We start from the raw sequence: 24,777 nt of genomic DNA, 5'->3' as shown, positions 1-24,777 counted from the left end.
TGGCCTGTCCGCTTTCCTTGTCAATCCAGAAAAAGGGTTGAGCGAGTGATTCCACGCTTAGCGCAGAGACTCCGCAAGCACGCCATCTTCTTCCATTTGGTCAAGGCGGCTCAATAGTTTGCGGGTGATGTGCTCAAGTTGATCTTTTTCGCTGGCGCTTAAAGAAGACCAAAGTTGATGCAGACAGTTATGCTGCGGCGGCAATACTTCGCGCAGAAACTGATGACCTTTATCGGTAAGTTGTAAATGCAGGCAACGGCGGTCATTATCGCTTTCGCGGCGTTCGATCCAGCCGCGTTTTTCCAGCTCATCGGCAATTCGCGTGGCATTAGTACGCGAGGAGCCTAGCGCACAGCTTAATTCAGAAGGCTGAATGCTGTGGTTCTCCTGAGACTCAAGGGTGATCAGCGCCATAAACAATGTTTCGTTAATCCCTTGCGCCTTCAGCATCTTGTTACGATTTTCCAGCAGCTTACCCTGCATATGCATGCAAAGACGAGTGAGCAGAATTTCCTGAAAAGGGAAGTCTTCGTGACGGCTGGCGCGGAACTTGAGCATTTGCTCAATGGGAGTAAACGAACTGTCCATTTTGATTATGACCTCATTAATTACAGTCGATATAATAACCATTGTGACAAATAAAGCAAATGAATTATTGATGAAAACCGATACTTATAACCCTGTGCCGATTTTCCAGATAACGCCGTAGGTTAACGCGCCCAAAAGCGTCGGAATAATAATGCTGCGCGTTTTCCAGAAGGCCAGACCCAGCACCGCGAAACCCGCTAAGGTAGGCAGCAAACGACGGGCGTCGTGGAGCATCTCCGGTACGCTGGAGACAACCAGTAGCGCGCAAATGCAGGCGATACCAATGGTATCGAGCAGGACGCCGAGCGGACCGCGGTGTGAGAGGCGGGCGCTCCCGGCACGCAGACGCAATGGCAGATAGCGGAACAGATAATTTACGCAGCCGACCACGGCTCCGATAATAAGGACATCACTGTTCATCGGGCATCCCCTGAATACTGGCCTGCACCAGAGCGGTCAGGCAGCCGCAGACAATCCCGGCAAGGATTGCGGCGGGAATGGAAAACAGGAGCATCCCTCCCAGCGCTCCCGTCAGCGCGGCGCTAACGCTAAGCGACTGCTTACGCTGGAACGACGCCAGTAAAAAACTCATAAATAGCGCGGGCAGCATAAAGCTCAGCGCAGCCTCTATGGCCGGGAAGCCATTTAGCAGGCCGCTGCCTGAATAAGCGCCAGCTAGTGTGCCAAAGACCCATGAACCCCAGGACAGAAAGGCGATGCCGATCATCCAGTTTTCGCTCCAGCGGCGGTTGTCGCGCGTCAGTTTCGCTGTGGCGGCGGCGAATACTTCATCAGTGAGGCCGAAGGCCCAGAGGGCGGTTTTTTTCTTATTCAGCGCACACGGAATGCGGCTGCGCAGGGAAGGGCCATAAAGCACGTGGCGAACGTCCATCGCCATCACGGTGAGCGCCGCGACCCACAGTGAGCTCCCGGCAGACAGCATCGCGGTGATCACGAACTGGCTGGCGCCTGCGTAAATAATGCAGGAAAAAAGCAGGCTTTCCAGCGGGGTGAAACCGAGCTTGGAGGCGTTCAGACCAAAGGCGAAGGCCACCGGAATATAGCTGATAACAATCGGCAGGCTGTCTTTGATACCTTCCGCCAGCGTGGCTTCGTTCACAGGAGACGTATGCGTCAATGCGTCGGAGTTTTCCATAGGGATGACTTATTAATAACTGACGTGAAAATAACATGATTGAACGGGTGGCATTTACCTTAACAGAGAGCGGCGAGGCTTTACAGCATTTGAGACGTTGTGGGTTGATACCCATCGGAGGGGAAAGAAAGCAGATGAAAGCGGAATTTGATTTTCACCGTATTGCTCACCCGGAAAAGGCGGGAGCCTTCTCCGGGATATGCGATAAAAACAGGGATTACTTCTGCGCAGCCAGGGCTTCTTTTATCCAGCCGTCAAACTGCTGCTGATGGGCTTTGATCCAACCGTCAACGTGGCCCTGAATATCGGCTTCTGAACCATGACCTTCGTGCATCATTGCATTCTCTGCGTTGATATCGGCAATAGGCAGTTTCATGATGCTAAACAGTTTTGCCGCCGCAGGGTTTTTCTCGGCCCAGGCTTTGTTAGCGACGATATGCATGGTGCTGACCGGGAAGCCGTAATTGGCGCCATTAGACAGCTTCGTGTCGATATTTTTCTGCACGCCAGGCAGAGAAGAGAACGGCACCTGCAGCCAGACGACATCTTTACCCGGTTTCAGCACATCGCTGACCCAGTAAGGTGTCCAGGTATAGTAGAGAATCGGCTTACCCTCTTTGTAACGCGCGATGGTGTCAGCCATCATGGCGGCGTAGTTGCCTTGATTATGGGTAACGGTTTTGCTCAGACCGTAAGCCTCAATCTGATGGTTAATCACCGCTTCGCATCCCCAGCCCGGCGTACAGCCGGTCAGATCGGCTTTGCCGTCGCCGTTGGTATCAAACAGTTTGGCGATTTTCGGATCTTTTAGCTGGTCGATAGATTTAATGTGGTATTTATCGGCCGTCTTCTTATCGATCAGATATCCCTGCGCGGCGCCGCTGACGAAAACGCCTTCGCGGTAGAATTTTTTGTCGCCACCGGCGGCGGCGTACATATCATCGTGCAGCGGCTGCCAGTTGACGGCGGTAAAGGTGGCGTCGCCGGAGGCGATCGAGGTATAGCCGACGTTGTAATCCACTTCGCTTGGCTTATCGACGGTGTAACCCAGTTTTTCCAGCGCGCGGCTGACGATCAGAGTCTGGAAAGTCTCTTCCGAAATAGTGCTCTGAATCGGTTTAACGGTAATGCCTTTGCCAGGCAGATCCGCGGCGAAGGCGGAGGTGGAAATAAGGGCGGTAAACGCTGTGGCAAGAATCGCTGTATGTCGCATCGTTGTTCCTTTTATTCAGCAGAGGAGAAGTTCATGTCCCCGGTCGGGTGGCGGCCGGGGCATGTGCTTTTATTTACAGAAAGGGCGAGTGATAAGCCCCAGCGGGCCGGTGGTGTACCAGCGACGGTTGCCGCGGCTACGCGAGTCGCGTCCTACGGCCTGAGTCAAACGGTCAAGAATAATGGCGAGGATAACAATCCCGACGCCGCCGACGGTAGCCAGCCCCATATCGAGACGGCCAATACCGCGCAGTACCATCTGGCCGAGACCGCCAACGGCAATCATCGAGGCGATAACCACCATCGACAGGGCCAGCATCAGCGTCTGGTTGACTCCGGCCATAATCGTCGGCATCGCCAGCGGCAACTGGACTTTGAACAACAGTTGTCTCGGGCTGGCGCCAAAGGAGCGCGAGGCTTCGATCAGATCCGCCGGCACCTGGTTAATCCCCAGAATGGTCAGACGAACAATCGGCGGCAGGGCGAAGATAATCGTCACCACCACGCCCGGAACGTTGCCGATGCCGAACAGCATCACGATCGGCACCAGATAGACAAACGCCGGGGTGGTTTGCATCGCATCAAGCAGCGGGCGAATAATTTTCGCCGCCCGCGGACTGCGTGCCAGCCATATCCCTAGCGGCAGGCCGATCAGCATGCAAAACAGCAGCGCGGTCAGCACCAGCGCCAGCGTGACCATCGCCTGCGACCAGGCGCCTATGGCGCCGATAGCAACAAGCGAAATCAGCGTCGCAGCCCCCATGCCGACGCTGGAAATCTGCCAGGCAATCAGCGAGAAAATAACAATCGCCACCGGCGCCGGCATGCCCAATAAGAGCTGCTGGAAAGCGCTCAGGATGTAATCCACCGGCACGCGGATCCCCTGAAACAGCGGGCGGAAGTGCATGACAACCCAGTCGATACCCTGCGTGACCCAGCTATCCAGCGGGATAAGCGTTTTATGGAACGGATCCATAATATTGAAGTGTTCAGGCTGCGGCGCAGGCGCGCTGTTCAGCCAGTCGGCACCGCCGCCGGACGGCGCTGGCGTGGACGTCGCACCCCAGGCATCCGCGGATTGCGACGCGCTATCCGCGGCTGCCGCGGTGTCCCACGGGTTAGATTGATCAGTCATTGTTGTTTACCCCCTCGCGATCTAAAGCCTGCAGCAGCATACGTTTTGAAATGATGCCGATGTACTGATGCCCTTCATCGACAACCGGCACCGCGCACGGTGCATGGCCGACGTGAGAGAGCAGTTCGCTAAGCGGCGTTTGCGCATCCACCGCGAGCGGGGAGTCAATTAACGCCGCATCGATTCCCTGACCTTCGCCCAGCGCGGATTTCAGTGAATCAATGGAGACAATGCCAACAAACTTATTACCGCGTTCAATGACGTAGCCATATTCGCGGTCTTCATCCTGCAATAATTTCAACGCCGAACGCGGGCCAAAGCCTGGTGTTTTACGAATCAAACCAACCGGGCTACGACGCGCGATATCTTTGGCGCTAAACACATGGCTAATATCGACGCCGCGGAAGAATGTCCGCACATAATCATTAGCCGGGTTATTCAATATTTCATCCGGGGTACCGACCTGAACCACTTCGCCATTTTGCATAATGGCAATGCGATCGCCAATTCGCATCGCTTCATCAAGATCGTGGGAAATAAATACCACGGTGCGCTGATGTCTGGCCTGTAATTTTATTAACTCATCCTGCATTTCGGTACGAATTAATGGATCGAGCGCGGAGAAAGCCTCATCCATTAACAGGATATCGGGATTAATCGCCAACGCACGGGCCAGGCCAACGCGCTGGCGCATCCCGCCGGAGAGTTCGTCCGGCCAGGCGTGAGCATAATTTTCCAGTCCGACCTGACGCAGCGCTTCCAGCGCTTTCTCTTTGCGTTCCTGAGCGGCTACGCCGGCCAGCTCCATGCCAAAGGCGGCATTGTCGAGGACCGTCATATGCGGCATAAGGGCAAATGATTGAAAAACCATTGCGATTTTCTTTCTGCGCACCTCGCGAAGCTCGGCATCTGAGATCCTGGCGATGTCAACGCCATCAATAAGCACCTGGCCGCGGGTAGGTTCAATCAGGCGATTGAGAAGGCGAACCATGGTGGATTTCCCCGAGCCGGAGAGCCCCATGATGACGAATATCTCGCCTTCTTCAATGGTCAGACTGGCATCTTTGACGCCAAGCGAAAGCCCCGTTTTTTCCAGTATTTGTTCTTTCGATAGTCCTTTTTCGATATATTTGAAGGCCCGCTGTGGGTGCTCGCCAAATATCTTGTAGAGATTCTTGATTTCTAATTTAATTGCCATGCAATAGAGATTTTCCTGTTATTATTTATATCGATATTGTACCTGATGAAGAAAGTTGATTTTTTACACCCTAACATACTGAGAATCTGTGACAACCCTTTATGCTGATTTACGCAGGATGCGCCGGAAGGTGAAATCCGCTACATCGCCCGTGATATAAGGGCTGAGCGCAAATTGCAAATGGCTGATATTTTTTAGTTATATTTTGTTAATTTGACCGGAAATCAACAGGATTTTGCCGAATATGACAAGGTGATGGCGGAAAGATATTGAAGGGAGCGGAAATGTATAATATGAAATAATTCACCAGGAGATATGTCGATATATTCCTGGTGATTGCGAGGTTAAAAATCCCAGTCGTCGTCGACGGTTTCTTCCGCTTTTCCCATTACGTATGAAGAGCCGGAACCGGAGAAGAAGTCATGATTTTCATCGGCGTTCGGCGACAATGCCGCCAGGATCGACGGATTGACGGCGGCCATTTCCGCCGGGAACAGCGCCTCATAGCCAAGGTTCATCAGCGCTTTGTTGGCGTTGTAGCACAGGAAGGCGTTTACCTCTTCAATCCAGCCGCTGTCGGCATAGAGCTCGCGGGTGTAGGCCAGCTCGTTGTCATACAGATCCATCAGCAGGTCGAGGGCGAAGTTTTTCAGCTCCTCACGCTTTTCAGCGCTGACAATCTCCAGTCCTTTCTGATACTTGTAGCCAATATAATAACCGTGTACCGCTTCATCGCGGATGATCAGGCGAATCAGATCGGCGGTATTGGTCATTTTTCCCCGGCTGGAGAAGTACATCGGCAGCCAGAAACCAGAATAGAAGAGAAAGGATTCGAGAAACACGCTGGCGATTTTTTTCTTCAGCGGCTCATCGGCCTGATAGAACGCCAGCATCAGCTGCGCTTTGCGCTGCAACGGCGCGTTTTGCTCGCTCCAGGCATAGGCGGCGTCGATGTCTTTGCTCTGGCATAGGGTGGAGAAAATAGAGCTGTAGGAGCGGGCGTGTACCGCTTCCATAAAACTGACGTTCGACAGCACCGCCTCTTCATGCGGAGTGAGGGCATCGGCCATCAGCGCCGGGGCGCCGACGCTATTTTGAATGGTATCCAGCAGCGTCAGCCCGGTAAAGACGCGGATCGTCAACTGCTGCTCTGTCGGCGTAAGCGACTGCCAGGCGGGGATGTCGTTGGACAGCGGCACCTTCTCCGGTAACCAGAAGTTGCTGGTCAGCCGGTTCCAGACTTCCAGGTCCTTGTCATCCTCAATCTTGTTCCAGTTGATGGCGCTGATGCGCGATAGATGGGTCATCCGGTTCTCCTTACAGCGCGCAGGACACGCAGCCTTCGATTTCGGTACCTTCCAGCGCCAGCTGGCGCAGACGGATGTAATACAGCGTTTTAATGCCCTTCTTCCACGCGTAGATTTGCGCTTTGTTGATATCGCGTGTGGTGGCGGTATCGGGGAAGAACAGGGTCAACGACAGCCCCTGGTCGACGTGGCGCGTTGCCTCGGCGTAGGTGTCGATAATCTTCTGCGGGCCGATTTCCCAGGCATCCTGATACAGCGCCAGGTTGTCGTTGGTCATAAACGGCGCGGGATAGTACACGCGGCCGGTTTTCCCCTCTTTGCGGATCTCTATTTTCGACACGATCGGGTGGATGCTGGAGGTTGCGTGATTAATGTACGAAATAGATCCCGTCGGCGGCACGGCCTGCAGATTGCGGTTATAGATGCCATAGTGCATCACGTCATCGCGAAGCTGTCGCCACATCTCGCGATCGGGCAGGGTAATACCAGATCGGGCGAACAGTTCGCGGACTTTTGCCGTTTTTGGCTGCCAGTCGCCCTCCAGGTATTGCTGGAAATAGTCGCCGCTGGCGTACCGCGACTGCTCAAAACCGGCAAAACGGCTCCCTCGTTCACGCGCCATCAGCATTGAGGTGCGCAGCGCGTGCCAGGTAACGGTATAGAAATAGACGTTGGTAAAATCCAGCCCCTCTTCGCTGCCGTAGGCGATGCCTTCTCGCGCCAGATAGCCGTGCAGATTCATCTGCCCAAGGCCAATCGCATGTGAGGCGGCATTGCCCGCCGCCACCGAGGGCACTGAACGAATATGGCTCATATCGGAAACCGCCGTCAGTCCACGCACCGCCGTTTCAACCGTGCGGGCGAAGTTCGGGGAGTCCATGGTGTGGGCGATATTCAGCGATCCGAGGTTGCAGGAGATATCCTGGCCGATGTCGGCGTAATCAAGGTTTTCGTCAAATGTAGACGGCGTATTAACCTGCAAAATCTCCGAGCACAGGTTACTCATATTGATGCGCCCGGCAATCGGGTTTGCGCGATTCACCGTGTCTTCAAACATAATGTACGGATAGCCGGATTCAAACTGAATTTCCGCCAGCCGCTGGAACAGGTCGCGGGCGCGGATCCAGCGCTTGCTTACCCGCTCGTCGGCTACCAGTTCCGCATACATTTCGCTCACCGCGATATCGCCAAACGGTTTACCGTACAGACGCGCCACGTCGTAGGGCGAGAACAGCGCCATCTGCGCATCTTCTTTTGCTAGCTCGAAGGTGATGTCAGGAATGACGACCCCGAGCGAGAGCGTTTTAATGCGGATTTTCTCATCGGCATTCTCACGTTTGGTATCGAGGAAGCGCAGGATATCCGGATGATGGGCATGCAGATAGACCGCCCCGGCCCCCTGGCGCGCGCCAAGCTGGTTGGCGTAGGAGAAGGCGTCTTCCAGCATTTTCATGACCGGCACCACGCCGGAGGATTGATTCTCAATGCGTTTGATCGGCGCCCCGGCTTCACGCAGGTTGGAGAGCAGAAACGCTACGCCGCCGCCGCGTTTTGACAGCTGCAGCGCCGAGTTTACCGCCCGGCCAATGGACTCCATGTTGTCTTCAATCCGCAACAGGAAGCAGGAGACCAGCTCGCCGCGCTGCTGCTTACCGGCGTTAAGGAAGGTCGGCGTGGCCGGTTGGAAGCGTCCGGAGAGGATCTCATCGGTCAACTGATGGGCCAGCGTCTCATTGCCCTGAGCCAGACACAGGGCCACCATGCAGGTGCGCTCGGCAAAATCTTCCAGGTAGCGTTTGCCGTCGAACGTTTTCAGCGCATAGCTGGTATAGAACTTCCAGACGCCGAGAAACGTCTGGAACTGAAAATCGTAGCGCCGGGCATGAGCGAACAGCTCAAGCACAAACTGGCGATCGTAGCGGGCCAGCACTTTCGCATCGTAATAACCCTCGGCGACCAGCCATGTCAGCTTATCGTCCTGGCTGGCGAAAGGCGCGCTATTCGGCGCAACATGGTTGGTCATAAACGCCGCCACCGCCTGATGGTCTTTCTCAAACGGAATACGCCCGTCGCTGTCGTACAAATTCAGCATCGCATTGAGGGCGTGGAAGTCAGGCGCCCCGGTGGTTACACGTTCTGCGGTTGTCGTTGCCAAAATTCGTTTACTCCTTTACGCACGTTGTCGACATCTTGTGGGGTGCCCATTAGCTCAAAGCGATAGAGATACGGTACGCCGCATTTCTGCGCGATGATGTCCCCAGCGCGGCCATAGGCTTCGCCGAAGTTACGGTTGCCCGCAGCAATGACGCCGCGAATGAGCTGGCGGTTGTGCGGATCGTTGAGGAAACGGATCGCCTGTCGCGGAACCGCGCCTGCCGTGCCGCCGCCGCCATAGCTGGGGACGATAAGAATGTAGGGAGCGTCTACCTGAATGCGTTCCCGCTCGTTAAGCGGAATACGCACTGCGGGCAGCCCCAGACGCTGGACGAACCGGTGCGTATTTTCGGAACTGCTGGAAAAGTAGACGATCAGGCTCATGCGCTGACCGCGGTGGCTGTCGGGCGCAGGCGGTTAATCATATCCGGGCGGAAGCCAGACCAGCGGGTCTCTCCGGCAATCACTACCGGTAGCTGGCGGAAACCTTGCTCGCGCAGCATGTCGACGGCTTCAGGATGCTGGTCGATATTGATCATCTCGAATGCAAACCCGCGGGTTTCCATCGCCCGCTTCGTGGCATGACATTGGACGCAGTCATTTTTAGTGTAAATAGTAATGCGCATGATTCGTATTTCCATTTAAAATAGCAACTCGACGCAGAAAATCATGTCGCGTGCTATGGGTTGTCGTTAAAGGAAATACTAGATGTAGTTATTTAAAAGTTCAACAACTCAATATATATGGTTTTTGTAAAAACTGACCGCCACGAAAAACGACGCTGGAGGGCGGGTTCTTTGTCTTAAAATGACTGGCGCATGCTGATGGTCAGGTGGTTAACGGGGTGGATCGGCGTAACGGCAAAAGTCAGAATGCTAATCTGGCGGGTGCTGACATGATCCGGCTGCGATAACTAATCTGCTGAACAGGCCGTGCTGGCGTTGAGCGAAGGGCAAGTGAATAACGGCATGAAAGGGAAGGGGATAAGTTTTACCTCTTTAACCGCGGCAGAAATGGCAGGAGACTCGGCGACTGGCTGACGTTAAGCGCATAGCATCTTTATACGGGAAAGCGTTAGCCGCCTGCAGACGGCAATGCTGGCGTACTCTTTCATACTGGCTTGTTATCAGTCCTCCCCGGCATATCAGCTATGCAGAGGAGGACGGGTATTGGTTATTTGCACCGGACCGATTGTTTTATCATCGACGCAAATTCAGCAGTACGCCAATAAATACCCCAACGGCGGCAGCGACGCCGACGCTTTGCCACGGTTTGTCGTGTACGTAGCTGTCTGCGCACCCTACTGCATCGCGAGCGCAGCCCATGGCATCACGTGCCGCCTGCTGGACGCGGTTATTGCCATGAAGCCGGGCGCGGGTCTCTTTTAGCAACGCCTGCGCTTTTTTGCGTGCGGCTTCCCCTTCCTCTTTGGCATCGCTGCCCCATGATTTGAGTACCTCTTCCAGCGTATCCGCAAGCTGGCTGACATCATGGTGGATCTCTTCTGCGCTGTCTTCTGCGGTGTTGCGGTTTGCCATTGGTTTCTCCCTTAATTCCGTTGATACCCGTCATGCTTCAGGGGGGATGAAAAGTGCGTTATCTTTCCTCCGCACGCTGAATTATTCAGGATAGAAATGTTCAGTGTAGTCCAGAATGTTGATTTCTGCTGTCCGACGCCGTTTATGGAATATTCCGAAAGCGTTGTCTTTAATAAATAAGGTAAGGTTAAGATGCGGTAAAAGATAATGAGGAATGAGTATGTATTTAAGACCAGATGAGGTGGCGCGCGTTCTTGAAAAAGCCGGTTTCACCATGGATGTTGTGACGCAAAAGACCTATGGCTATCGTCGTGGTGATAATTATGTCTATGTGAACCGTGAAGCACGTATGGGGCGTACCGCGTTAATTATTCATCCGGCTTTAAAAGAGCGCAGCACGACGCTGGCGGAGCCCGCGTCAGATATAAAAACCTGCGAGCATTACCAGCAGTTTCCGCTTTATTTAGCGGGTGATGCGCAGCAGCATTATGGTATTCCACACGGGTTCAGCTCACGGATGGCGCTTGAGCGTTTTTTAAGTGGTTTATTTGGCGAAGCGCAATTTAGCTGATGAAAAGAGCTGGCGCGATTTTGGATTAGTTTTGGTGAATGCCAGATGAAGCGGGCGTGAAGCGAAGCGCACTGCGGCAGGTTTTCAGTGCAATAGCCATGGGCACGGGGGCGGGCGAAAGGCCCCCTTTCGCCGGAACCACCGATTTACCGCCTTTACTGAAGCGGTTCAGGCTTTGGCATGCTGGTAGGAACTAACGCGAAACAGGCGACGACAATAGTCGAGGAAATAGCCGTATGCGGCGCCCATCATCATGGATATCACGATATTTGAACTGACCGCGGCGGCTATCTGATGCCAGTCAGCGCCGACAACCAGCAGAATTCCAACATATACCGGTGACTGAAAGGTTACATAGGCAACCACATCCGCAATATTCTTCATCCACCCTGACGAGCTGATGCGGCGCGCCTGGCGCATGGCGAAATCGCGGTAAAAACCGTAAGGAACGGCAATAATAATGTTCACCGGGATTGCCACCAGTCTTGAAGATAACGACTGCTGAAAAGACATTTCGCAGAGAAAGATTTCGATTATCATGTTCACGACGGTGCAGTAAACCACCATCGCAAAGGTGTCTGCTACCGCATGCCGCAAGCGGGACTGAGCAGAGAACATCGGTGTGCTCCTCGGAAATAAAGCCAGTTATGGCAGAAGATTTGCTTATTTACAGTTGTTTTTCATTGCATGTATTAGCGTGTGTAGATTATATCTCTACTTTAAAACTTACAACTAGCTATAAATTTTTATTTAATGGCTTTTTGTCGATAAAATACTCTGTATGGGTCTGTTTTTTTTGTGTTACGCTATTTTTGTTCTCGTTGCTTATTTTTGTGTTATTTATCAATGAGTTAATTAAAATCCTCTTAATGTGGATAAGCGTAGTGCGGTTTAGCGATGGTCTGCTTTAGGTGCAGAATCGCGTTCAGATAGGGATTGTATCCACTTTAGCGTTTTTACCGTGTTTTAGGGTGGTCACTCAGCATAATGGTCTGTTTTTCATTTTGAATATAAAGTCACATTTTATGTATTAATATTCTTTATCCGCGAGTTTCTCGCGTTAGTGGTCTCCCAACGATATACGGTTAACGTTCTGAGCAGACAAGAGACAGGATGATGAATATTTCACAACGAATATTTATCGGCATAATCTATATTATTCACTTTGAATATTATGCTTGTATCGATTTGCTTCCGGTATTTCCTGGGGATAATGATATATTATGAATTATCTAAAGGGTGGAAAATAATAATCTTATCAATTAAACTACCACCGTACCTGTGTTTTATTTACTGCCTGGAAATTTTTTGATTATATGTCATTACGATTAGATAAACTGAATAATATTCGTTCACTCCGCGCAATGTCCCGTGAATTCTCCATTGACGAGCTTGAAAATATGCTGGAAAAGCTCAGGACTGTCACTGAAGAAAAACGAGCTGAAGAGCAGGCCGCTCAGAAACAGCAGGCGGAATATCAGGAAAAAATACATACCTGGCTGGAATTGATGAGGGCTGACGGTATTACGCCGGAGCAATTAGTTGGTCTGTCCGGCGCCAGCGCTAAGCGCGCGAAAAAGCGTCAGCCGCGTCCGGCGAAATATCGCTTTACCGATCATACCGGCGCAGAAAAAACCTGGACCGGACAGGGACGAATGCCAAAGTGTCTCGCTAACGCTGTTGCGGAGGGGAAACCCCTTGAGAGCTTCCTGATCTAAGCCCGAATCATTCGTCGTGCTGCCGGAAGCAATGTGAAGGCCTTTCACCGCGTCGGTCAGAGTGACGTTCAGGGATCAGCCGGATTATTGCCACCGTATATGTAACCTGGACTATGGCGGATATATTATTCATCCAGTCATTATCTGCCCGCACGGCAGTCATCCGATTGTCACCCGCTTCAACGCTCTCAAAGGGAGACGTTAACGACGGTTCCACGGCATTACCGCCAGCAGGCGAGCCATACCGCAAAAGCCGGTAATACCGGCGAAGGTTAATCCGGCGCCGACGAAGCCGCTAAGCAGGAAAAAGCCGCTGTTAAGCGCATAACCTGATACAACCCCAAGCAAAATCAGGACGCCAGCGGCGATCTGCACCTGGCGCATTAGCGGCAGCGGCTGTGATTTATCCTCTTTCACCGGTAGACCCGCCGCTTTCCACGCCTGAATGCCTCCCGCCAGCAGTTTCATCTGCGCGGGGGCGGCGGCTATCGCCAGACGGGCGGCGTTATTCTGCGTCCGGGAACCGGCCTGACAGTGAAAAATGATCGTCTCTTCGGCACGGGGGTGTAGCGTCGCGCCATTGTTCAGCGTGTCCAGTGGCACCAGTTCTGCGCCGGGGATATGTTCGCGAGCGTACTCATCGGTGTCGCGGATATCAACCAGCCGGGCGCCTTGGGCGATGAGCGCCTGGGCTTCTGCAGGAGAAAGAGTAGCGATAGTCATAAACCTTCCTTAAGGACAATAGATTGACTTCAGGGTGGCCACGATTTGCTGAACCGCTGGCCGGGTAATGAAGTAATGAATCCGCTGCGCCTGGCGTTCGCTGCCGATAAGCCCTTCATCACGCATCCGCGTCAGATGTTGTGATGTTGCCGAGGGGCTCAGGCCGGTGATCCGCGCCAGCTCACCGGCGCTGACCCCTGGGGTTTCGCACAGCATGCACAGAATCAACAGCCTGCTGGGGTGGCTCATGGCTTTCAGCAGGGCGGCGGCGTCTCCGGCGCTGGCCTGTAGCTGTTCTGGTGTATTCATTTATTTTAGTCTTTTCTAAATTTAGAAAAATATAAAATAAAAAACGCGATTGCGCCAGCGCGCGATTGCGCCAGCGATAGAAAATTTCGGCAATGGCATCATTCGTCAGGAATCATGACAATGCCTTACCAGGGGGCGCGATTAAGCCGATAGCTGGATGGTCTGAACGATAGGCATGAGCGCACCGGAAGGCGCTTTTTGCCACAAGTAGGTCGCCCGGCATTGCGGAGGTTATTCTGGCTGTGGCGCGCTTCTGCGTGACTCGCCGTTTATTTGAGCGCCCAAACGGCACGGTTCGCGCCTTGACACGCAGCCTGATGACGCCAGCGGCAGTCACGCACCGGGGCGGGACACCGCCTAGCCCCCATGGCTTCCGCGGCGGGCCGCGCGGCGATACAGGGTACTGCGCGCGACGCCTAGCGCCTGCGCGGCTTTGCTGACGTTGCCGTTATAGCTCGCCAGCGTATCGGCAATCAACTGGGCGTCGTGCTGCTGAAGACCTCGCGGCGCAGGGCTGACGGGGCGGGGGCGATATTCTGCGGGGAGCGCATCTATTCTCAGCGTTTCCCCCTCTTCAGCGAGCGCCAGTAGCACCTTCAGCAGGCTCTGTAACTGACGGACGTTACCCGGCCAGGATTGCGTCGCCAGGTGATCAAGCACCTCTGTCGTCAATGTAATTTGCCGCTTTTCCCCGCCCAGGTCGCGCCATAGGCGGCGTATAAACGTCGGCAGTTCCGGCCAGTCGCGCAGCGGCGGTAGCGTAAGGGAAAACTCACGTAAGCGATAGAACAGGTCTTCACGGAAAGTCCCTTCGGCGACGCGTTGCGCCAGATTACGGTGCGTGGCGCAAATCACTGCGAAGTTGACCTGTACGCTCTGGCTGGCACCGAGCGGCGTGACTTCCTTTTCCTGCAGGATCCTCAGCAGCCGGGTCTGTAAGGTTAACGGCATATCGCCCACTTCATCAAGAAACAGTACGCCGCCGTCAGCTTCGCGGATCTTGCCGATATAGCCGTTTTTGTTTGCGCCAGTAAACGCGCCGGGCTGATAGCCAAACAGTTCTGATTCAATCAGCGATTCCGGAATGGCGGCGCAGTTGATGGCGACGAATTTACCGTCGCGCCAGCGGCTATGCTGATGCAGGGTACGGCTGAGATACTCTTTGCCGCAGCCGGTCTCCCCTTCAATACACAAGCCGATCCCGGCGTTAAGCAGGCGAAGCAGTTTTTCTCCTTCTCGCTGTCTGGAGAAGGGGAGGTCGATGGCCGGTCGCGCTGTTATCGCCACGCCGCCAGCGGCCGGGGCGCGTAAGCGGTAATAATAGTTCTGGCCGCAGACGGCGAGCGGCAGTGGCACAGTTACCGCGGTTTGCGCCACCAGGGGAAAAATCTGTCGGAAGGTGAGGTGACCAAACTGCTCCGCATGGAGATTGAACTCGCGCATTGCCAGCCGGTTAGCCGCCGTCAGAACACTATCCGTAAACACCAACAACAACTCCTCCACGCTGTCGAGTTTTTCCGGCTGGGTATGCAGGCTCATCAGCCACTGCTGCGGATGCAGACTCCGTTTAACCCACAGATACTCAATCTGCTTTGCCGCCCCTTTTACCCATGCCAGTGTCTGAGCATGCGGATACCGGGCCGGGCCGGAGATATCCAGCACCCCGGCTATCTTTCCATCGGGGCGTTGTAGCGGTACGGCGGCGCAATAAAGCTCCTGATTACTGGTCAGAAAATGCTGGCGGCCATCAATTTCACAGCTATCGTCGATCGCCAGCGCGGTGCCAATGGCGTTGGTTCCGCGCCTGTTCTCGCTCCACAGGTTTCCCGGCGCTAAAGCGAAACGCTGCGCTTTCTGCATGGCATGCGTATTACCGAAAGTTTGCAAAACCAGGCCACTGGCGTCGGAGAGGACCACCACGGATTGCAGGTCGCTCACTTTTTGGGTTAGCCCGTTAATGACCGGCTGGATCAACGTTTGCAGACGGCTATGGCTGGCAAGCCTGTCAGCCAACTCGCTGGCGTGCAGGCTGGGGAAGTCATCCGAGGCGGGATCGAGACCGTAACGCTGACTGCGATACCAGGATTCACTCAGTAGCGGGCTCGCTTTGACTTCTGGCGTCAGGGCTAACGGATTGGCAGGCACAAGGCACCTCACAGGTGATTTTATTGTTGCAATATTGTAGCTGCATGGTTTTCTTGGTGTTGCGATTTGCAACACATAAGAAGTATTCTGCGGATCAGAAAAAATAATCTGATATCTAATTTATTGAATATTTTCATATTTTATGAAAAATGAAAAAGTGGCATAACCCCTGCTATAGATTGCAGGCGCCGCGAGCAATCGTACAAAACTAATACGCCGCTGCGCCTCAACCCTACAGAAGGAGATTCACGATGCGTTATGCACATCCCGGCACACCGGGCGCTTTGGTTTCATTAAAGTCCGCTTACGGTAACTTTATTGACGGTAAATTTGTTGAACCGATTGGTGGTGAATTCTTCATGAATACCTCCCCGGTCGACGGCAGCGACATCGGGCAGTTTCCACGTTCAGATGCCAAAGATATCGACTTCGCCCTTGATGCGGCGCATCGGGCTGCCGAAGCCTGGGGCAAAACCCCGGCCCAGCATCGTGCTAACCTGCTGTTGCAGGTGGCCGATCGTATCGAGGCGAACCTGGAGTATCTGGCGGTAGCGGAGAGCTGGGATAACGGTAAACCGATCCGCGAGACCCTTAACGCCGACCTGCCGCTGGCGGTCGATCATTTCCGCTATTTTGCCGGTTGCCTGCGCGCGCAGGAGGGGAGCACGGCGGAGATCGACGAAACGACGGTGGCCTACCACTTCCATGAGCCCCTGGGCGTCGTCGGGCAAATTATTCCGTGGAACTTCCCGCTGCTGATGGCGGCCTGGAAGCTGGCTCCGGCCCTTGCGGCAGGCAACTGCGTGGTACTGAAACCCGCCGAGCAGACGCCGCTAAGCATCACCTTGCTGCTGGAGATTATTGGCGATCTGTTCCCGCCGGGCGTACTCAACGTGGTGCAGGGCTTTGGTAAAGAGGCTGGCGAGGCGCTGGCAACCAGTAAACGTATTGCCAAAATCGCCTTTACCGGTTCGACGCCGGTGGGACGCCATATTATGGCCTGCGCGGCGGAGAATATTATTCCCTGTACCGTGGAGCTGGGCGGTAAATCGCCGAATATCTACTTCGCTGACGTGATGGAAGGCGAAGAGGAGTTTATCGAGAAAGCGGTCGAAGGCCTGGTGCTGGGCTTTTTTAACCAGGGAGAGGTTTGCACCTGTCCGTCCCGCGCGCTGATCCAGGCGTCTATCTACGAACCCTTTATGGCGCGCGTCATGGCGAAAGTCGCGCAAATTCGCCGCGGCGATCCCTTCGATACCGACACCATGATCGGCGCGCAGGCGTCGCGCCAGCAGTTTGATAAGATCCTCTCGTATATCAAGATTGCGCGCGATGAAGGCGGCAAGATCCTCACCGGCGGCGAACGCGCCACGATCTCCGCTGGGCTGGATAACGGCTTCTATATTCAGCCAACGTTGATTCAGGGGCGTAACGATATGCGTAGTTTCCAGGAGGAGATTTTTGGCCCGGTTATCGGCGTCACGACATTTAAAGATGAAGCAGAGGCGCTGTCTATTGCCAACCAGACCCAATTTGGTCTTGGGGCCGGGGTGTGGACGCGGGATACCAACCTGGCGTATCGCATGGGGCGCGGTATTAAGGCCGGTCGGGTGTGGACCAACTGCTACCATATCTATCCGGCCCATGCGGCCTTTGGCGGTTACAAGCAGTCTGGCGTAGGGCGGGAAACGCATAAGATGGCGCTTGATGCTTATCAGCAGACGAAAAACCTGCTGGTCAGCTACGGTACCGCGCCGCTGGGATTGTTCTGAGCGAACCGCCGTTACGTCCCTGATGAATAAATACTGCCCGCAATCCTCAATACAGGTTGCGGGCTTTTTATGTCCTGTGAAGATTGCCATTTGGCGATTTTTCCGTCATGAGTATTGACGGCTTCCATGATTAAAGATGTGATGACTAACAAACAGAAGCCGTTGGCGACGCGGTTTCATCAGAAAATGTTCTCATTTGAACAAGGATAAAAACATGAAGTTGAAGTCAGGTATCGCTTTCACCATCGCCGTCATCGTCTTTGGCGCTCAGGCCCGTGACATGAACAGCATCGAACAAAGCGGTGTACTCAAGGTCGGCGTGCCGGGAGACTACGCGCCGCTGGCGTTTCACAATAAAGCCGGGGAGTTACTGGGTTACGACGTTGATATGGCGAAAGATCTCGGCAAGCGTCTTGGGCTGAAGGTGAGCTTCGTGCAGACCAGTTGGCCGACGCTGTCCGCTGACCTGAAAGCCGACAAATTTGATATCGCCATGGGCGGCGTAACGGCAACCCCGGCGCGGGCAAAAGATTTCGCCTTAAGCAAGCCGGTAGTGCCGAATGGCAAGATTGCGCTGGCCAACTGTGCGGCGGCCCCCGCGCTTGGCAGCCTGGAGAAAATTGACCAGCCAAATGTGAAGGTGGTTGTCAATCCAGGCGGCACCAACCAAAGCTTTGTCGATGAACATATCAAGCATGCGCAGATTATTCGGGTGAAAAATAACGTCGATAACCTGGAAGCGCTGCGGCGGAAAACGGCGGATATGATGGTCACCGATCTGATTGAAGGTGTTTATTATCAAAGTAATGAACCGGGGGTCTTTTGCGTGGCTAACGAGACGCCGTTTCCCGGAACCCGCAGCTTTAAAGTCTATATGATGAATAAAGATAATCCGCAGTTGCTGGAGAAAGTCAATCAGTGGCTGGAGAGCCAGGACAAGAATGTGCTGAAGCAGAAATGGCGGATTCACGACCAGATAACACACTGATATAGAAAGGGAATTTATGAGCGCTGAGCTAGCCCTGCCCGTCAGGCAGCAAAACCAGAATATTGTTCGCCTGGCCACGGCACAGGCGCTGGCGGGGGCGAACTCGGTGGTATTTTACGCTACCGGGGCGATTGTCGGTAACGAAATCGCGCCCGATCCGACGCTGGCGACGCTACCCATCACCATTTTTGTGCTGGGAATGGCGGCCTGTATTTTGCCGTTTGGCGCGCTGGCCAGAAGGCGCGGGCGCAAAACGGTTTTTATGACCGGTACGGGAGCCGGTATTCTGACGGGACTGACGGCGGCGCTGGCGGTTGTTGTCAGCTCATTCTGGCTGTTCTGCCTGGCGGCTTTTTTAGGCGGAGCCTATGCGGCAGTGGCGGTGTCATTCCGTTTTGCCGCCGCCGACGGCGTCAGCAACGAACGCCGCGCGCGGGCGCTCTCGCTGGTGATGGGGGGCGGCGTGGCGGCCGGGGTGATTGGCCCGATGCTGGTGACCGGTACGATGAATCTGTGGCCGCCGCATACTTTTGCGATGACGTTTATCGCCCAGGGCGGGGTGGCGGCAATATCGGCGCTGGTATTGCTGGGGGTAAAAACCGCGGTGCCGGTTGCGCAGACGAAATCCGGCGGGCGTCCGCTGAGGGAGATTGTGCGCCAGCCGGGCTTTGCCCGGACGGTGTTTAGCGGCGCGGTTTCTTACATGGTGATGAACTTTCTGATGACCGCCGCCCCGCTCTCCATGCATATGCACGGTCTTTCGCAGCAGGCGTCGAATCTCGGTATTCAGTGGCATGTGATCGCCATGTACGGCCCCGGATTTTTCACCGGTAGGTTAATCAGCCGCTTCGGAGCCCGGCGTATTAACGCGGCCGGGTTAATACTGCTGGTTCTGTCGGTGATGGTTGGCCTGGCCGGTATCGATGTCATGCACTACTGGCTGTCGCTGATCCTGCTGGGTATCGGCTGGAACTTTGGTTTTACCGGCGCGTCGGCACAGATTATGGATTTTCATCGTCCGGAAGAGAAAACCCAGGTGCAATCGCTGAATGATTTTATTGTATTCGGCATAATGATGATTGGCTCATTTTCTTCGGGGGCGTTGATGAACCTTTTCGGCTGGAATGCCGTGCTGTGGGGCTCGCTGGTGCCGGTTGTGGTGGCGCTGGTCGTGTTGCTGGTCGGCAGGCAGAGAGTATTAAAAGGTTAAAATCTTCTCTCTGCTGCCGCAAATGGTCGCCGTCAGTCTGGACACGGTATGCGTGGAATAACCGGAGCGTGCAGGTCGCAGGCGAGAATGATTCTCCTGGCTTCCCGGGAGCAGAAAAGAGATATCGAAAGCGCCCGACCGCTAATCTGCGGTTGGGCGCAGCTTGTCACACAATATCATCCACCACGCCGCCATCCACGCGCAGCGCCGCGCCTGAAGTCGCGGAGGCCTGAGTCGAGCAGACGTAAACCACCATATTGGCGACTTCATCTACCGAGGCCGCACGCTGAATCACCGAACTCGGGCGGTTCGCCATCACGAACTCTTTTGCCAGTTGTTCCAGCGATTTTCCGGTCTTCGCGACTTCGTCCTTCATCATTTCGGCAAAGCCATCGGAGATGGTTGGTCCCGGCAGCACGCTGTTAACGGTGACGCCGCTACCGGCGACAAACTTCGCCAGCCCGCGGGCCAGCGATAGCTGAGCGGTTTTCGTGACTCCGTAATGAATCATATCCGCTGGAATATTGCGTGCCGATTCCGAAGAGATAAACACTACCCGGCCCCAGCCTTTTTGCACCATCGCCGGGAGCAGCGCGCGGGAAAGGCGAACCCCGGACATCACGTTGGTTTGCCAGTAGTTTTCCCAGGTCGCATCGTCGGTGGCATAGAAATCCAGCGGGCCGTAAATACCGGCGTTATTAACCAGGATGTCGACACCGTTTACCGCCTGCACCAGTTGGCTGACGCCTTCGGCGCTGCTCAGGTCGGCAATGGCCGGGCGCAGCTTCGCGCCGGGAACGTCATTTTGCAAACGGGCGATGGCCGCGCTCACGCTACGTTCGCTACGACCATTAATAATGACTTCCGCCCCGCTGGCTGCCAGTCCTTTGGCGATGGCGAAACCAATACCGCCGCTGGAGGCGGTGATCAGTGCGGTTTTCCCCGATAAATTAATATTCATGCTGATAGCCTTATTTTTTGTCGAACAGACCATTAAGCGTAGCAGTGAATAAGATGCTATTGACGTTTTCCGGGTTAATAACCGCTCTGTTTGTTAACAAGATTTTTCAGCGGCAGCGCCTGTTGCAGACGCTGAATGTTGTCCAGTAGCTGGCGGACAATCACCTCAGTCTGCGCCATGGAGGCCATATGTGGGGTGATCACTACCTGCGGATGTTGCCATAGCGGATCATCCTGCGGCAGCGGCTCGACGGGAAACACATCCAGCACGGCGCCGGATAATTTGCCACTATCCAGCGCCTGGAGAACGTCCTGATTGACCATATGCTCGCCGCGGCCGCAGTTAATTAGCGCAGCGCCATCGGGCAGTTGCGCCAGTAAAGGCCGGGCGAGAATGCCTCGCGTCTGTTCCGTTAACGGCAGAACGTTGATCAGCGCATCCAGTTGACCAAGAAATTCACCGGCCTGCGCCTCTCCGTGATAGCAGCGCACGCCCGCAAGGGATTTTTCGCTGCGCGCCCAGCCGGAAACCTGATATTCCAGCCCGGCAAGCTGCGTGGCGATATAGCCGCCAATTTCACCGAGCCCCATCACGCCAACGTGATAATCGGTCGCCGCACGCTGCGGATATATCTTCCAGACGCGCTCGCGCTGGTGGGCCAGCGCCCGATCGAAGCGGCGCTGAAACCAAAGCACGCCCCACAGGGCATATTCAAACATGCCGTGGCGAAAATCTTCGTCAACCACCCGGCAGAGCGGCACGTCGCTGGCAAAGACGCTGGCGGGCAAATGATCGACCCCGGCAGACGCGGCCTGGATCAATTGCAACTGAGGCGAGTGAACCAATAGCTGCGGATCGGGAAACCAGCAGCAGGCGTATTGCGCCTCGCGGGCGGTGGGATCGGCGGGCAGAACCGCCTTCACCTGGGGGAATGCGTTCAATGCCGCGCAAATTTCTCCGGCATACTGAGGATCGTTACAATCCACGACGATAGTTAATTGAGTCATAGGCATCAGTTTTTATAAGCAGTATCAAGACGATCGAGGCGGCGCAGCCACGCCTGCCACACTAACTGGCGTTCATGTTCAACCCCCATAAGCTGCTCGCAGGCGTGCTGGCTCAAATGCTCCGGGATCGTGTGAATGGGACTGAGCGGCGCCAGCTGCGCGGCGGCCATCTGGATCTCGCAGGCGCGATTCAGATAGTACATGATGTAAAACGCATCGGCGACGGTGCGCCCGACCGACAGCAGGCCGTGGCTTTGCAGGATCATGGCGATATTATCGCCGAGCGACTGCTGGATCCGTACGCGTTCATCGAGATCGAACGCCACGCCCTCATAGGGATGGTAGCCGACGCGTTGATAAAACTCGGTGCTGATCTGGTTAAGCTGCAGCAGGCCATCTTTACAGGCGGCGACCGCCATTCCCGGCAGCGTGTGGGTATGAATAACGCAATGGGCGTCTTCGCGGGCCATATGGACCGCGCTGTGAATAGTAAAACCCGCTGAGTTTGCCGGGGCGCTGCCCTCGACAACCTTGCCCTGCATATCGACGACGATGAGATTGCTGGCCGTGACTTCATCAAACATCATGCCAAAGGGGTTAATCAAAAAACGCGGCTCGCCGCCGCCGGGCAGGCGCACGGAGAAGTGGGTATACAGCGTGTCTTCCCAGCCGAACAGCGCCGCCAGGCGATAGGCGGCGGCCAGTTGCTGGCGTAATTCCAGTTCAGTTGCCATTTATTGCACTCCCATAAATTCACGAATGCGGGTCAGGGACGGATCGGCGGCGCCGTTACGGATACGCTGCGGCGGCATATCGCTCTGCACCACGCCATTTTCCATCATCACGATCCGGTCAGAAATCGATAACGCAAAATCCATCTCATGGGTCACGATCAACATCGTCATGCCGTCACGGGCGAGGGACTGAATTACTTTCAGCACTTCGCCAACCAGCTCCGGATCCAGCGCTGAAGTCGGTTCATCGAACAGCATGATATCGGGCTTGAGCGCCAGGGCGCGGGCGATGGCCACGCGTTGTTGCTGGCCGCCGGAGAGCTGATACGGATATTTTTCGGCATGGGCCAGCAGACCGACGCGATCCAGCAGCCACAGCGCCTGCTCTCTGGCCACCGGGCGATCAAGCAGTTTGTGATACAGCGGGGCGAGCATAACGTTATCCAGCACCGTGCGATGGGGGAACAGGTTGAAGCCCTGAAACACCATGCCGATGCGGCGTACGCCAGCGCGCATTTGCTGCTTATCAACAATGGAGGCTCCCTTCAGGTAATCTTCGCCATACAGAATAATTTCGCCGGCATCAATGGTTTCAAGGGCGTTAATGGTGCGGATCAGGGTGGTTTTGCCGGAACCTGACGGCCCGATGATGCTGATCACTTCGCCATTTTCAACTTTCAGATCAATACCTTTCAGCACCTCATGCTGGCCCCAGGACTTTTTGATGGCGTGCAAATCCAGCGCCGGTGGATTGCCGCTGGCGGGCTGCGCCTTTTGCCCCTGTACCGGCGGTTTCAGCTTCTGGCGCAGGGTTTCGCATTCGCTGTCATTAAGCGTTTGCGGGCGTTTGCGCTGAATATCCAGCAGGTTTTCCAGCGCCCGGAAAAGCCAGCTAAAGACGGTGACCACCATAACGTAATAGATGGCGACCGCCAGCAGCGTCTCCATCACGAGGAAATTCTGCGCGTACAGACGCTGGCCGGTAAGCAGCAGTTCCGGCAGTGAAATCACCGACAGAATCGAGCTGAGTTTAATGATGGTGATATATTCGTTAATCAGCGTAGGCAGCGAAATGCGAAACGCCTGCGGGATAATAATTAAGCGCTGGATACCGATAAAGCTAAAACTTAATGCATGCCCGGCTTCGCTTTGCCCTTTGGCGACGGAAAGCAGGCCGCCGCGATGGATTTCCGCCATATAGGCCGCTTCGGTCACCGTCATTGAAATCAGTCCGGCAATAAACGGAATACCGAGCAGCGGCTGGGTGACCGGAAATAGCTGCGGCAGGTTATAGACAAAGACCAGTAATACCATCAATGGTACGCTGCGGAAAAACCAAATATAGAGTTCGACGGGAACTTTTAGCCAGCGCGGGCCGGAGAGCTTGGCGCAGGCTAAAAGAAAACCTAATATCAGGCCAATAAACCAGGACAGCGAACTGACCGCGACAACGGTTACACATGCTTGCCAGAATGCGCCAAAGCTAAATAATGAGAAAAAGTATCCCCAATCGAACTCCATACCGACTCCTGTTTCTTTATTGTATTAATCGATGCTTTCTAAGTTGTATTTCTTGATGATGGCGTCATATTTGCCGTTGGCTTTAAGGGCGGCTAACGTTGATTTAATGGCCTCGGCCAGTTCGGTGTTGCCTTTGGCGACGTAAATTCCCAGCGGTAATGGATAAACCAGGCGGCTCGAACTGATTACCAGGCGACCACGGCTTTTCCCGACAATAATTTGCGCCGCCGGGGCGATTTCTAACTGGGCGTTAATATTTTTTGATAACAGCGCCTGAGAGACTTCAGGCGCGGTCGGGTATTCCTGAATGCTGATGGCCGGTTTACCGTTTTTCAGGCAGTAGTCGTCGGAGTGTTTTTTCAGGCTGGAAACCCAGGCTGTCCCCTGTTGCAGACCCACCTTCACGCCGCATAGCTCATCTTCCGTTTTCGGCTGAATGGGGCTGTTTTTCAGGGCGATAATCGATGCGCCGGACAACGCGTAAGGGATGGCATCCGCCTGTTTCTGGCGTTCCGGGGTGACATACATTCCGGAGATCACCGCGTCATATTTTTTACCGATGCCTAAAATCAGGCTGGTGAATTTCGTGTCAATAAGCTGCGGTTTGGCGTTCAGATGTTCGGCGATCAGCGTCGCGAACTCCGGGTCGATACCGACGATATTGTTATTGCTGTCGTAGGACTCAAACGGCGGATAGGTCACTTCCATACCGACTTTAAATACGCCGTTGGTCAGCAATTCAGCCGCCTGAGTGAGCGGTGAAAAACAAGCAGTGACGGCGATGGATAACGCCACACGGCGCGAGAGTTTTTTTAGCGTTTGTTTCATCA

At 54.6% G+C, this 24,777-nt stretch carries 25 protein-coding genes; 5 read left to right on the top strand and 20 right to left on the bottom strand.

What is annotated here, in order from left to right; all coding sequences use genetic code 11:
* Positions 1-57 precede the first annotated feature (57 nt).
* From mprA to FN037_RS13675, 11 genes are all read right to left on the bottom strand, one after another.
* Positions 58-588, bottom strand: coding sequence for a transcriptional repressor MprA (mprA, locus tag FN037_RS13725; protein WP_138359746.1), 531 nt, complete (start codon positions 586-588; stop codon positions 58-60).
* Positions 589-672: 84 nt separating this feature from the next.
* Positions 673-1,008 (bottom strand): L-valine transporter subunit YgaH, encoded by a 336-nt coding sequence (ygaH, locus tag FN037_RS13720; protein WP_138359745.1) that lies wholly within the window; start codon positions 1,006-1,008, stop codon positions 673-675.
* The gene (locus FN037_RS13715) at positions 998-1,744 is read right to left on the bottom strand and encodes an AzlC family ABC transporter permease (protein ID WP_142502483.1); all 747 of its coding nucleotides are present in this window, start codon (positions 1,742-1,744) and stop codon (positions 998-1,000) included. The genes ygaH and FN037_RS13715 overlap by 11 nt, the downstream gene beginning before the upstream one ends.
* A 217-nt stretch (positions 1,745-1,961) precedes the next feature.
* On the bottom strand, positions 1,962-2,957 hold the full coding sequence (proX, locus tag FN037_RS13710; protein WP_138359743.1) for a glycine betaine/L-proline ABC transporter substrate-binding protein ProX: 996 nt from the start codon (positions 2,955-2,957) through the stop codon (positions 1,962-1,964).
* A 69-nt stretch (positions 2,958-3,026) separates the two neighbouring features.
* Entirely contained in the window at positions 3,027-4,091 is a 1,065-nt protein-coding gene (gene proW, locus FN037_RS13705) for a glycine betaine/L-proline ABC transporter permease ProW (protein WP_138359742.1), read from the bottom strand.
* Positions 4,084-5,289, bottom strand: a complete 1,206-nt coding sequence (gene proV / locus FN037_RS13700; RefSeq protein ID WP_138359741.1) for a glycine betaine/L-proline ABC transporter ATP-binding protein ProV — start codon at positions 5,287-5,289, stop codon at positions 4,084-4,086. The genes proW and proV overlap by 8 nt, the downstream gene beginning before the upstream one ends.
* Positions 5,290-5,633: 344 nt before the next feature.
* A complete protein-coding gene (gene nrdF / locus FN037_RS13695) occupies positions 5,634-6,596 on the bottom strand; it encodes a class 1b ribonucleoside-diphosphate reductase subunit beta (protein ID WP_138359740.1) in 963 nt (320 codons plus the stop codon).
* 10 nt (positions 6,597-6,606) lie between these two features.
* Positions 6,607-8,751 (bottom strand): class 1b ribonucleoside-diphosphate reductase subunit alpha, encoded by a 2,145-nt coding sequence (nrdE, locus tag FN037_RS13690; RefSeq protein WP_138359739.1) that lies wholly within the window; start codon positions 8,749-8,751, stop codon positions 6,607-6,609.
* A complete protein-coding gene (nrdI, locus tag FN037_RS13685; RefSeq protein ID WP_138359738.1) occupies positions 8,724-9,134 on the bottom strand; it encodes a class Ib ribonucleoside-diphosphate reductase assembly flavoprotein NrdI in 411 nt (136 codons plus the stop codon). The genes nrdE and nrdI overlap by 28 nt, the downstream gene beginning before the upstream one ends.
* The gene (nrdH, locus tag FN037_RS13680) at positions 9,131-9,376 is read right to left on the bottom strand and encodes a glutaredoxin-like protein NrdH (protein ID WP_138359737.1); all 246 of its coding nucleotides are present in this window, start codon (positions 9,374-9,376) and stop codon (positions 9,131-9,133) included. The genes nrdI and nrdH overlap by 4 nt, the downstream gene beginning before the upstream one ends.
* 573 nt (positions 9,377-9,949) lie before the next feature.
* A complete protein-coding gene (locus FN037_RS13675; protein ID WP_138359736.1) occupies positions 9,950-10,288 on the bottom strand; it encodes a DUF883 family protein in 339 nt (112 codons plus the stop codon).
* 220 nt (positions 10,289-10,508) lie between these two features.
* Between FN037_RS13675 and FN037_RS13670 the strand changes: the two genes are divergently transcribed.
* Positions 10,509-10,859, top strand: coding sequence for a DUF2002 family protein (locus FN037_RS13670; protein ID WP_138359735.1), 351 nt, complete (start codon positions 10,509-10,511; stop codon positions 10,857-10,859).
* 168 nt (positions 10,860-11,027) lie between these two features.
* Here the strand turns inward: FN037_RS13670 and FN037_RS13665 are convergent, their stop codons facing one another.
* Positions 11,028-11,477 carry an L-alanine exporter AlaE gene (locus FN037_RS13665; RefSeq protein ID WP_138359734.1) on the bottom strand — a complete coding sequence of 150 codons (450 nt, stop codon included), beginning with the start codon at positions 11,475-11,477 and terminating at the stop codon, positions 11,028-11,030.
* 698 nt (positions 11,478-12,175) lie between these two features.
* On the opposite strand from FN037_RS13665, the gene stpA reads away from it, so the two are divergent.
* Positions 12,176-12,577: a DNA-binding protein StpA gene (gene stpA / locus FN037_RS13660; protein ID WP_138359733.1), complete on the top strand. Its 402-nt coding sequence runs from the start codon at positions 12,176-12,178 to the stop codon at positions 12,575-12,577.
* A gap of 201 nt (positions 12,578-12,778) precedes the next feature.
* On the opposite strand, the gene FN037_RS13655 is transcribed toward stpA, so the two are convergent.
* From FN037_RS13655 to FN037_RS13645, 3 genes are all read right to left on the bottom strand, one after another.
* Positions 12,779-13,300 (bottom strand): rhodanese family protein, encoded by a 522-nt coding sequence (locus tag FN037_RS13655; RefSeq protein ID WP_138359732.1) that lies wholly within the window; start codon positions 13,298-13,300, stop codon positions 12,779-12,781.
* Between the two features lie 9 nt (positions 13,301-13,309).
* Entirely contained in the window at positions 13,310-13,609 is a 300-nt protein-coding gene (locus FN037_RS13650) for an ArsR/SmtB family transcription factor (RefSeq protein ID WP_138359731.1), read from the bottom strand.
* A gap of 357 nt (positions 13,610-13,966) precedes the next feature.
* Positions 13,967-15,754, bottom strand: coding sequence for a sigma-54-dependent Fis family transcriptional regulator (locus FN037_RS13645; protein WP_142502482.1), 1,788 nt, complete (start codon positions 15,752-15,754; stop codon positions 13,967-13,969).
* Between the two features lie 251 nt (positions 15,755-16,005).
* On the opposite strand from FN037_RS13645, the gene FN037_RS13640 reads away from it, so the two are divergent.
* The 3 genes from FN037_RS13640 to FN037_RS13630 all read left to right on the top strand — a co-directional run bounded on the left by FN037_RS13640 (position 16,006) and on the right by FN037_RS13630 (position 19,724).
* Positions 16,006-17,526: an aldehyde dehydrogenase family protein gene (locus FN037_RS13640; protein ID WP_142502481.1), complete on the top strand. Its 1,521-nt coding sequence runs from the start codon at positions 16,006-16,008 to the stop codon at positions 17,524-17,526.
* Positions 17,527-17,740: 214 nt separating this feature from the next.
* Positions 17,741-18,514 carry a transporter substrate-binding domain-containing protein gene (locus FN037_RS13635; RefSeq protein WP_142502480.1) on the top strand — a complete coding sequence of 258 codons (774 nt, stop codon included), beginning with the start codon at positions 17,741-17,743 and terminating at the stop codon, positions 18,512-18,514.
* 16 nt (positions 18,515-18,530) lie between these two features.
* On the top strand, positions 18,531-19,724 hold the full coding sequence (locus FN037_RS13630) for an MFS transporter (RefSeq protein ID WP_142502479.1): 1,194 nt from the start codon (positions 18,531-18,533) through the stop codon (positions 19,722-19,724).
* 166 nt (positions 19,725-19,890) lie between these two features.
* Here FN037_RS13630 and FN037_RS13625 read toward each other — a convergent pair whose 3' ends face one another.
* The 5 genes from FN037_RS13625 to FN037_RS13605 all read right to left on the bottom strand — a co-directional run bounded on the left by FN037_RS13625 (position 19,891) and on the right by FN037_RS13605 (position 24,775).
* Positions 19,891-20,685: an SDR family NAD(P)-dependent oxidoreductase gene (locus FN037_RS13625; protein WP_138359721.1), complete on the bottom strand. Its 795-nt coding sequence runs from the start codon at positions 20,683-20,685 to the stop codon at positions 19,891-19,893.
* A 74-nt stretch (positions 20,686-20,759) separates the two neighbouring features.
* On the bottom strand, positions 20,760-21,692 hold the full coding sequence (locus tag FN037_RS13620; RefSeq protein ID WP_138359719.1) for a 2-hydroxyacid dehydrogenase: 933 nt from the start codon (positions 21,690-21,692) through the stop codon (positions 20,760-20,762).
* Between the two features lie 5 nt (positions 21,693-21,697).
* Positions 21,698-22,426, bottom strand: a complete 729-nt coding sequence (locus tag FN037_RS13615; RefSeq protein ID WP_138359717.1) for a class II aldolase/adducin family protein — start codon at positions 22,424-22,426, stop codon at positions 21,698-21,700.
* Entirely contained in the window at positions 22,427-23,947 is a 1,521-nt protein-coding gene (locus FN037_RS13610; RefSeq protein WP_138359715.1) for an amino acid ABC transporter permease/ATP-binding protein, read from the bottom strand.
* 24 nt (positions 23,948-23,971) lie between these two features.
* Positions 23,972-24,775 carry an ABC transporter substrate-binding protein gene (locus FN037_RS13605; RefSeq protein ID WP_138359867.1) on the bottom strand — a complete coding sequence of 268 codons (804 nt, stop codon included), beginning with the start codon at positions 24,773-24,775 and terminating at the stop codon, positions 23,972-23,974.
* Positions 24,776-24,777 lie beyond the last annotated feature (2 nt).

The organism is Klebsiella sp. 2680 (assembly GCF_900198535.1).
In the GTDB taxonomy this organism is placed as follows: domain Bacteria; phylum Pseudomonadota; class Gammaproteobacteria; order Enterobacterales; family Enterobacteriaceae; genus Klebsiella; species Klebsiella indica.
The sequence above is the reverse complement of the archived record's forward strand: the minus strand, read 5'-3'. Positions and strand labels throughout refer to the sequence as shown.

Excerpts from the sequence above, each read along its gene's own strand:
- FN037_RS13620 (WP_138359719.1), bottom strand. The coding sequence starts at position 21,692 with ATGACTCAATTAACTATCGTCGTGGATTGTAACGATCCTCAGTATGCC.
- ygaH (WP_138359745.1), bottom strand. The coding sequence starts at position 1,008 with ATGAACAGTGATGTCCTTATTATCGGAGCCGTGGTCGGCTGCGTAAAT.
- FN037_RS13640 (WP_142502481.1), top strand. The coding sequence starts at position 16,006 with ATGCGTTATGCACATCCCGGCACACCGGGCGCTTTGGTTTCATTAAAG.
- FN037_RS13650 (WP_138359731.1), bottom strand. The coding sequence starts at position 13,609 with ATGAATACACCAGAACAGCTACAGGCCAGCGCCGGAGACGCCGCCGCC.
- nrdH (WP_138359737.1), bottom strand. The coding sequence starts at position 9,376 with ATGCGCATTACTATTTACACTAAAAATGACTGCGTCCAATGTCATGCC.
- FN037_RS13665 (WP_138359734.1), bottom strand. The coding sequence starts at position 11,477 with ATGTTCTCTGCTCAGTCCCGCTTGCGGCATGCGGTAGCAGACACCTTT.
- proX (WP_138359743.1), bottom strand. The coding sequence starts at position 2,957 with ATGCGACATACAGCGATTCTTGCCACAGCGTTTACCGCCCTTATTTCC.
- proV (WP_138359741.1), bottom strand. The coding sequence starts at position 5,289 with ATGGCAATTAAATTAGAAATCAAGAATCTCTACAAGATATTTGGCGAG.
- FN037_RS13615 (WP_138359717.1), bottom strand. The coding sequence starts at position 22,426 with ATGGCAACTGAACTGGAATTACGCCAGCAACTGGCCGCCGCCTATCGC.
- proW (WP_138359742.1), bottom strand. The coding sequence starts at position 4,091 with ATGACTGATCAATCTAACCCGTGGGACACCGCGGCAGCCGCGGATAGC.
- FN037_RS13635 (WP_142502480.1), top strand. The coding sequence starts at position 17,741 with ATGAAGTTGAAGTCAGGTATCGCTTTCACCATCGCCGTCATCGTCTTT.
- stpA (WP_138359733.1), top strand. The coding sequence starts at position 12,176 with ATGTCATTACGATTAGATAAACTGAATAATATTCGTTCACTCCGCGCA.
- nrdF (WP_138359740.1), bottom strand. The coding sequence starts at position 6,596 with ATGACCCATCTATCGCGCATCAGCGCCATCAACTGGAACAAGATTGAG.
- FN037_RS13715 (WP_142502483.1), bottom strand. The coding sequence starts at position 1,744 with ATGGAAAACTCCGACGCATTGACGCATACGTCTCCTGTGAACGAAGCC.
- mprA (WP_138359746.1), bottom strand. The coding sequence starts at position 588 with ATGGACAGTTCGTTTACTCCCATTGAGCAAATGCTCAAGTTCCGCGCC.
- FN037_RS13610 (WP_138359715.1), bottom strand. The coding sequence starts at position 23,947 with ATGGAGTTCGATTGGGGATACTTTTTCTCATTATTTAGCTTTGGCGCA.
- FN037_RS13625 (WP_138359721.1), bottom strand. The coding sequence starts at position 20,685 with ATGAATATTAATTTATCGGGGAAAACCGCACTGATCACCGCCTCCAGC.
- FN037_RS13675 (WP_138359736.1), bottom strand. The coding sequence starts at position 10,288 with ATGGCAAACCGCAACACCGCAGAAGACAGCGCAGAAGAGATCCACCAT.
- nrdI (WP_138359738.1), bottom strand. The coding sequence starts at position 9,134 with ATGAGCCTGATCGTCTACTTTTCCAGCAGTTCCGAAAATACGCACCGG.
- FN037_RS13630 (WP_142502479.1), top strand. The coding sequence starts at position 18,531 with ATGAGCGCTGAGCTAGCCCTGCCCGTCAGGCAGCAAAACCAGAATATT.
- FN037_RS13655 (WP_138359732.1), bottom strand. The coding sequence starts at position 13,300 with ATGACTATCGCTACTCTTTCTCCTGCAGAAGCCCAGGCGCTCATCGCC.
- FN037_RS13605 (WP_138359867.1), bottom strand. The coding sequence starts at position 24,775 with ATGAAACAAACGCTAAAAAAACTCTCGCGCCGTGTGGCGTTATCCATC.
- FN037_RS13670 (WP_138359735.1), top strand. The coding sequence starts at position 10,509 with ATGTATTTAAGACCAGATGAGGTGGCGCGCGTTCTTGAAAAAGCCGGT.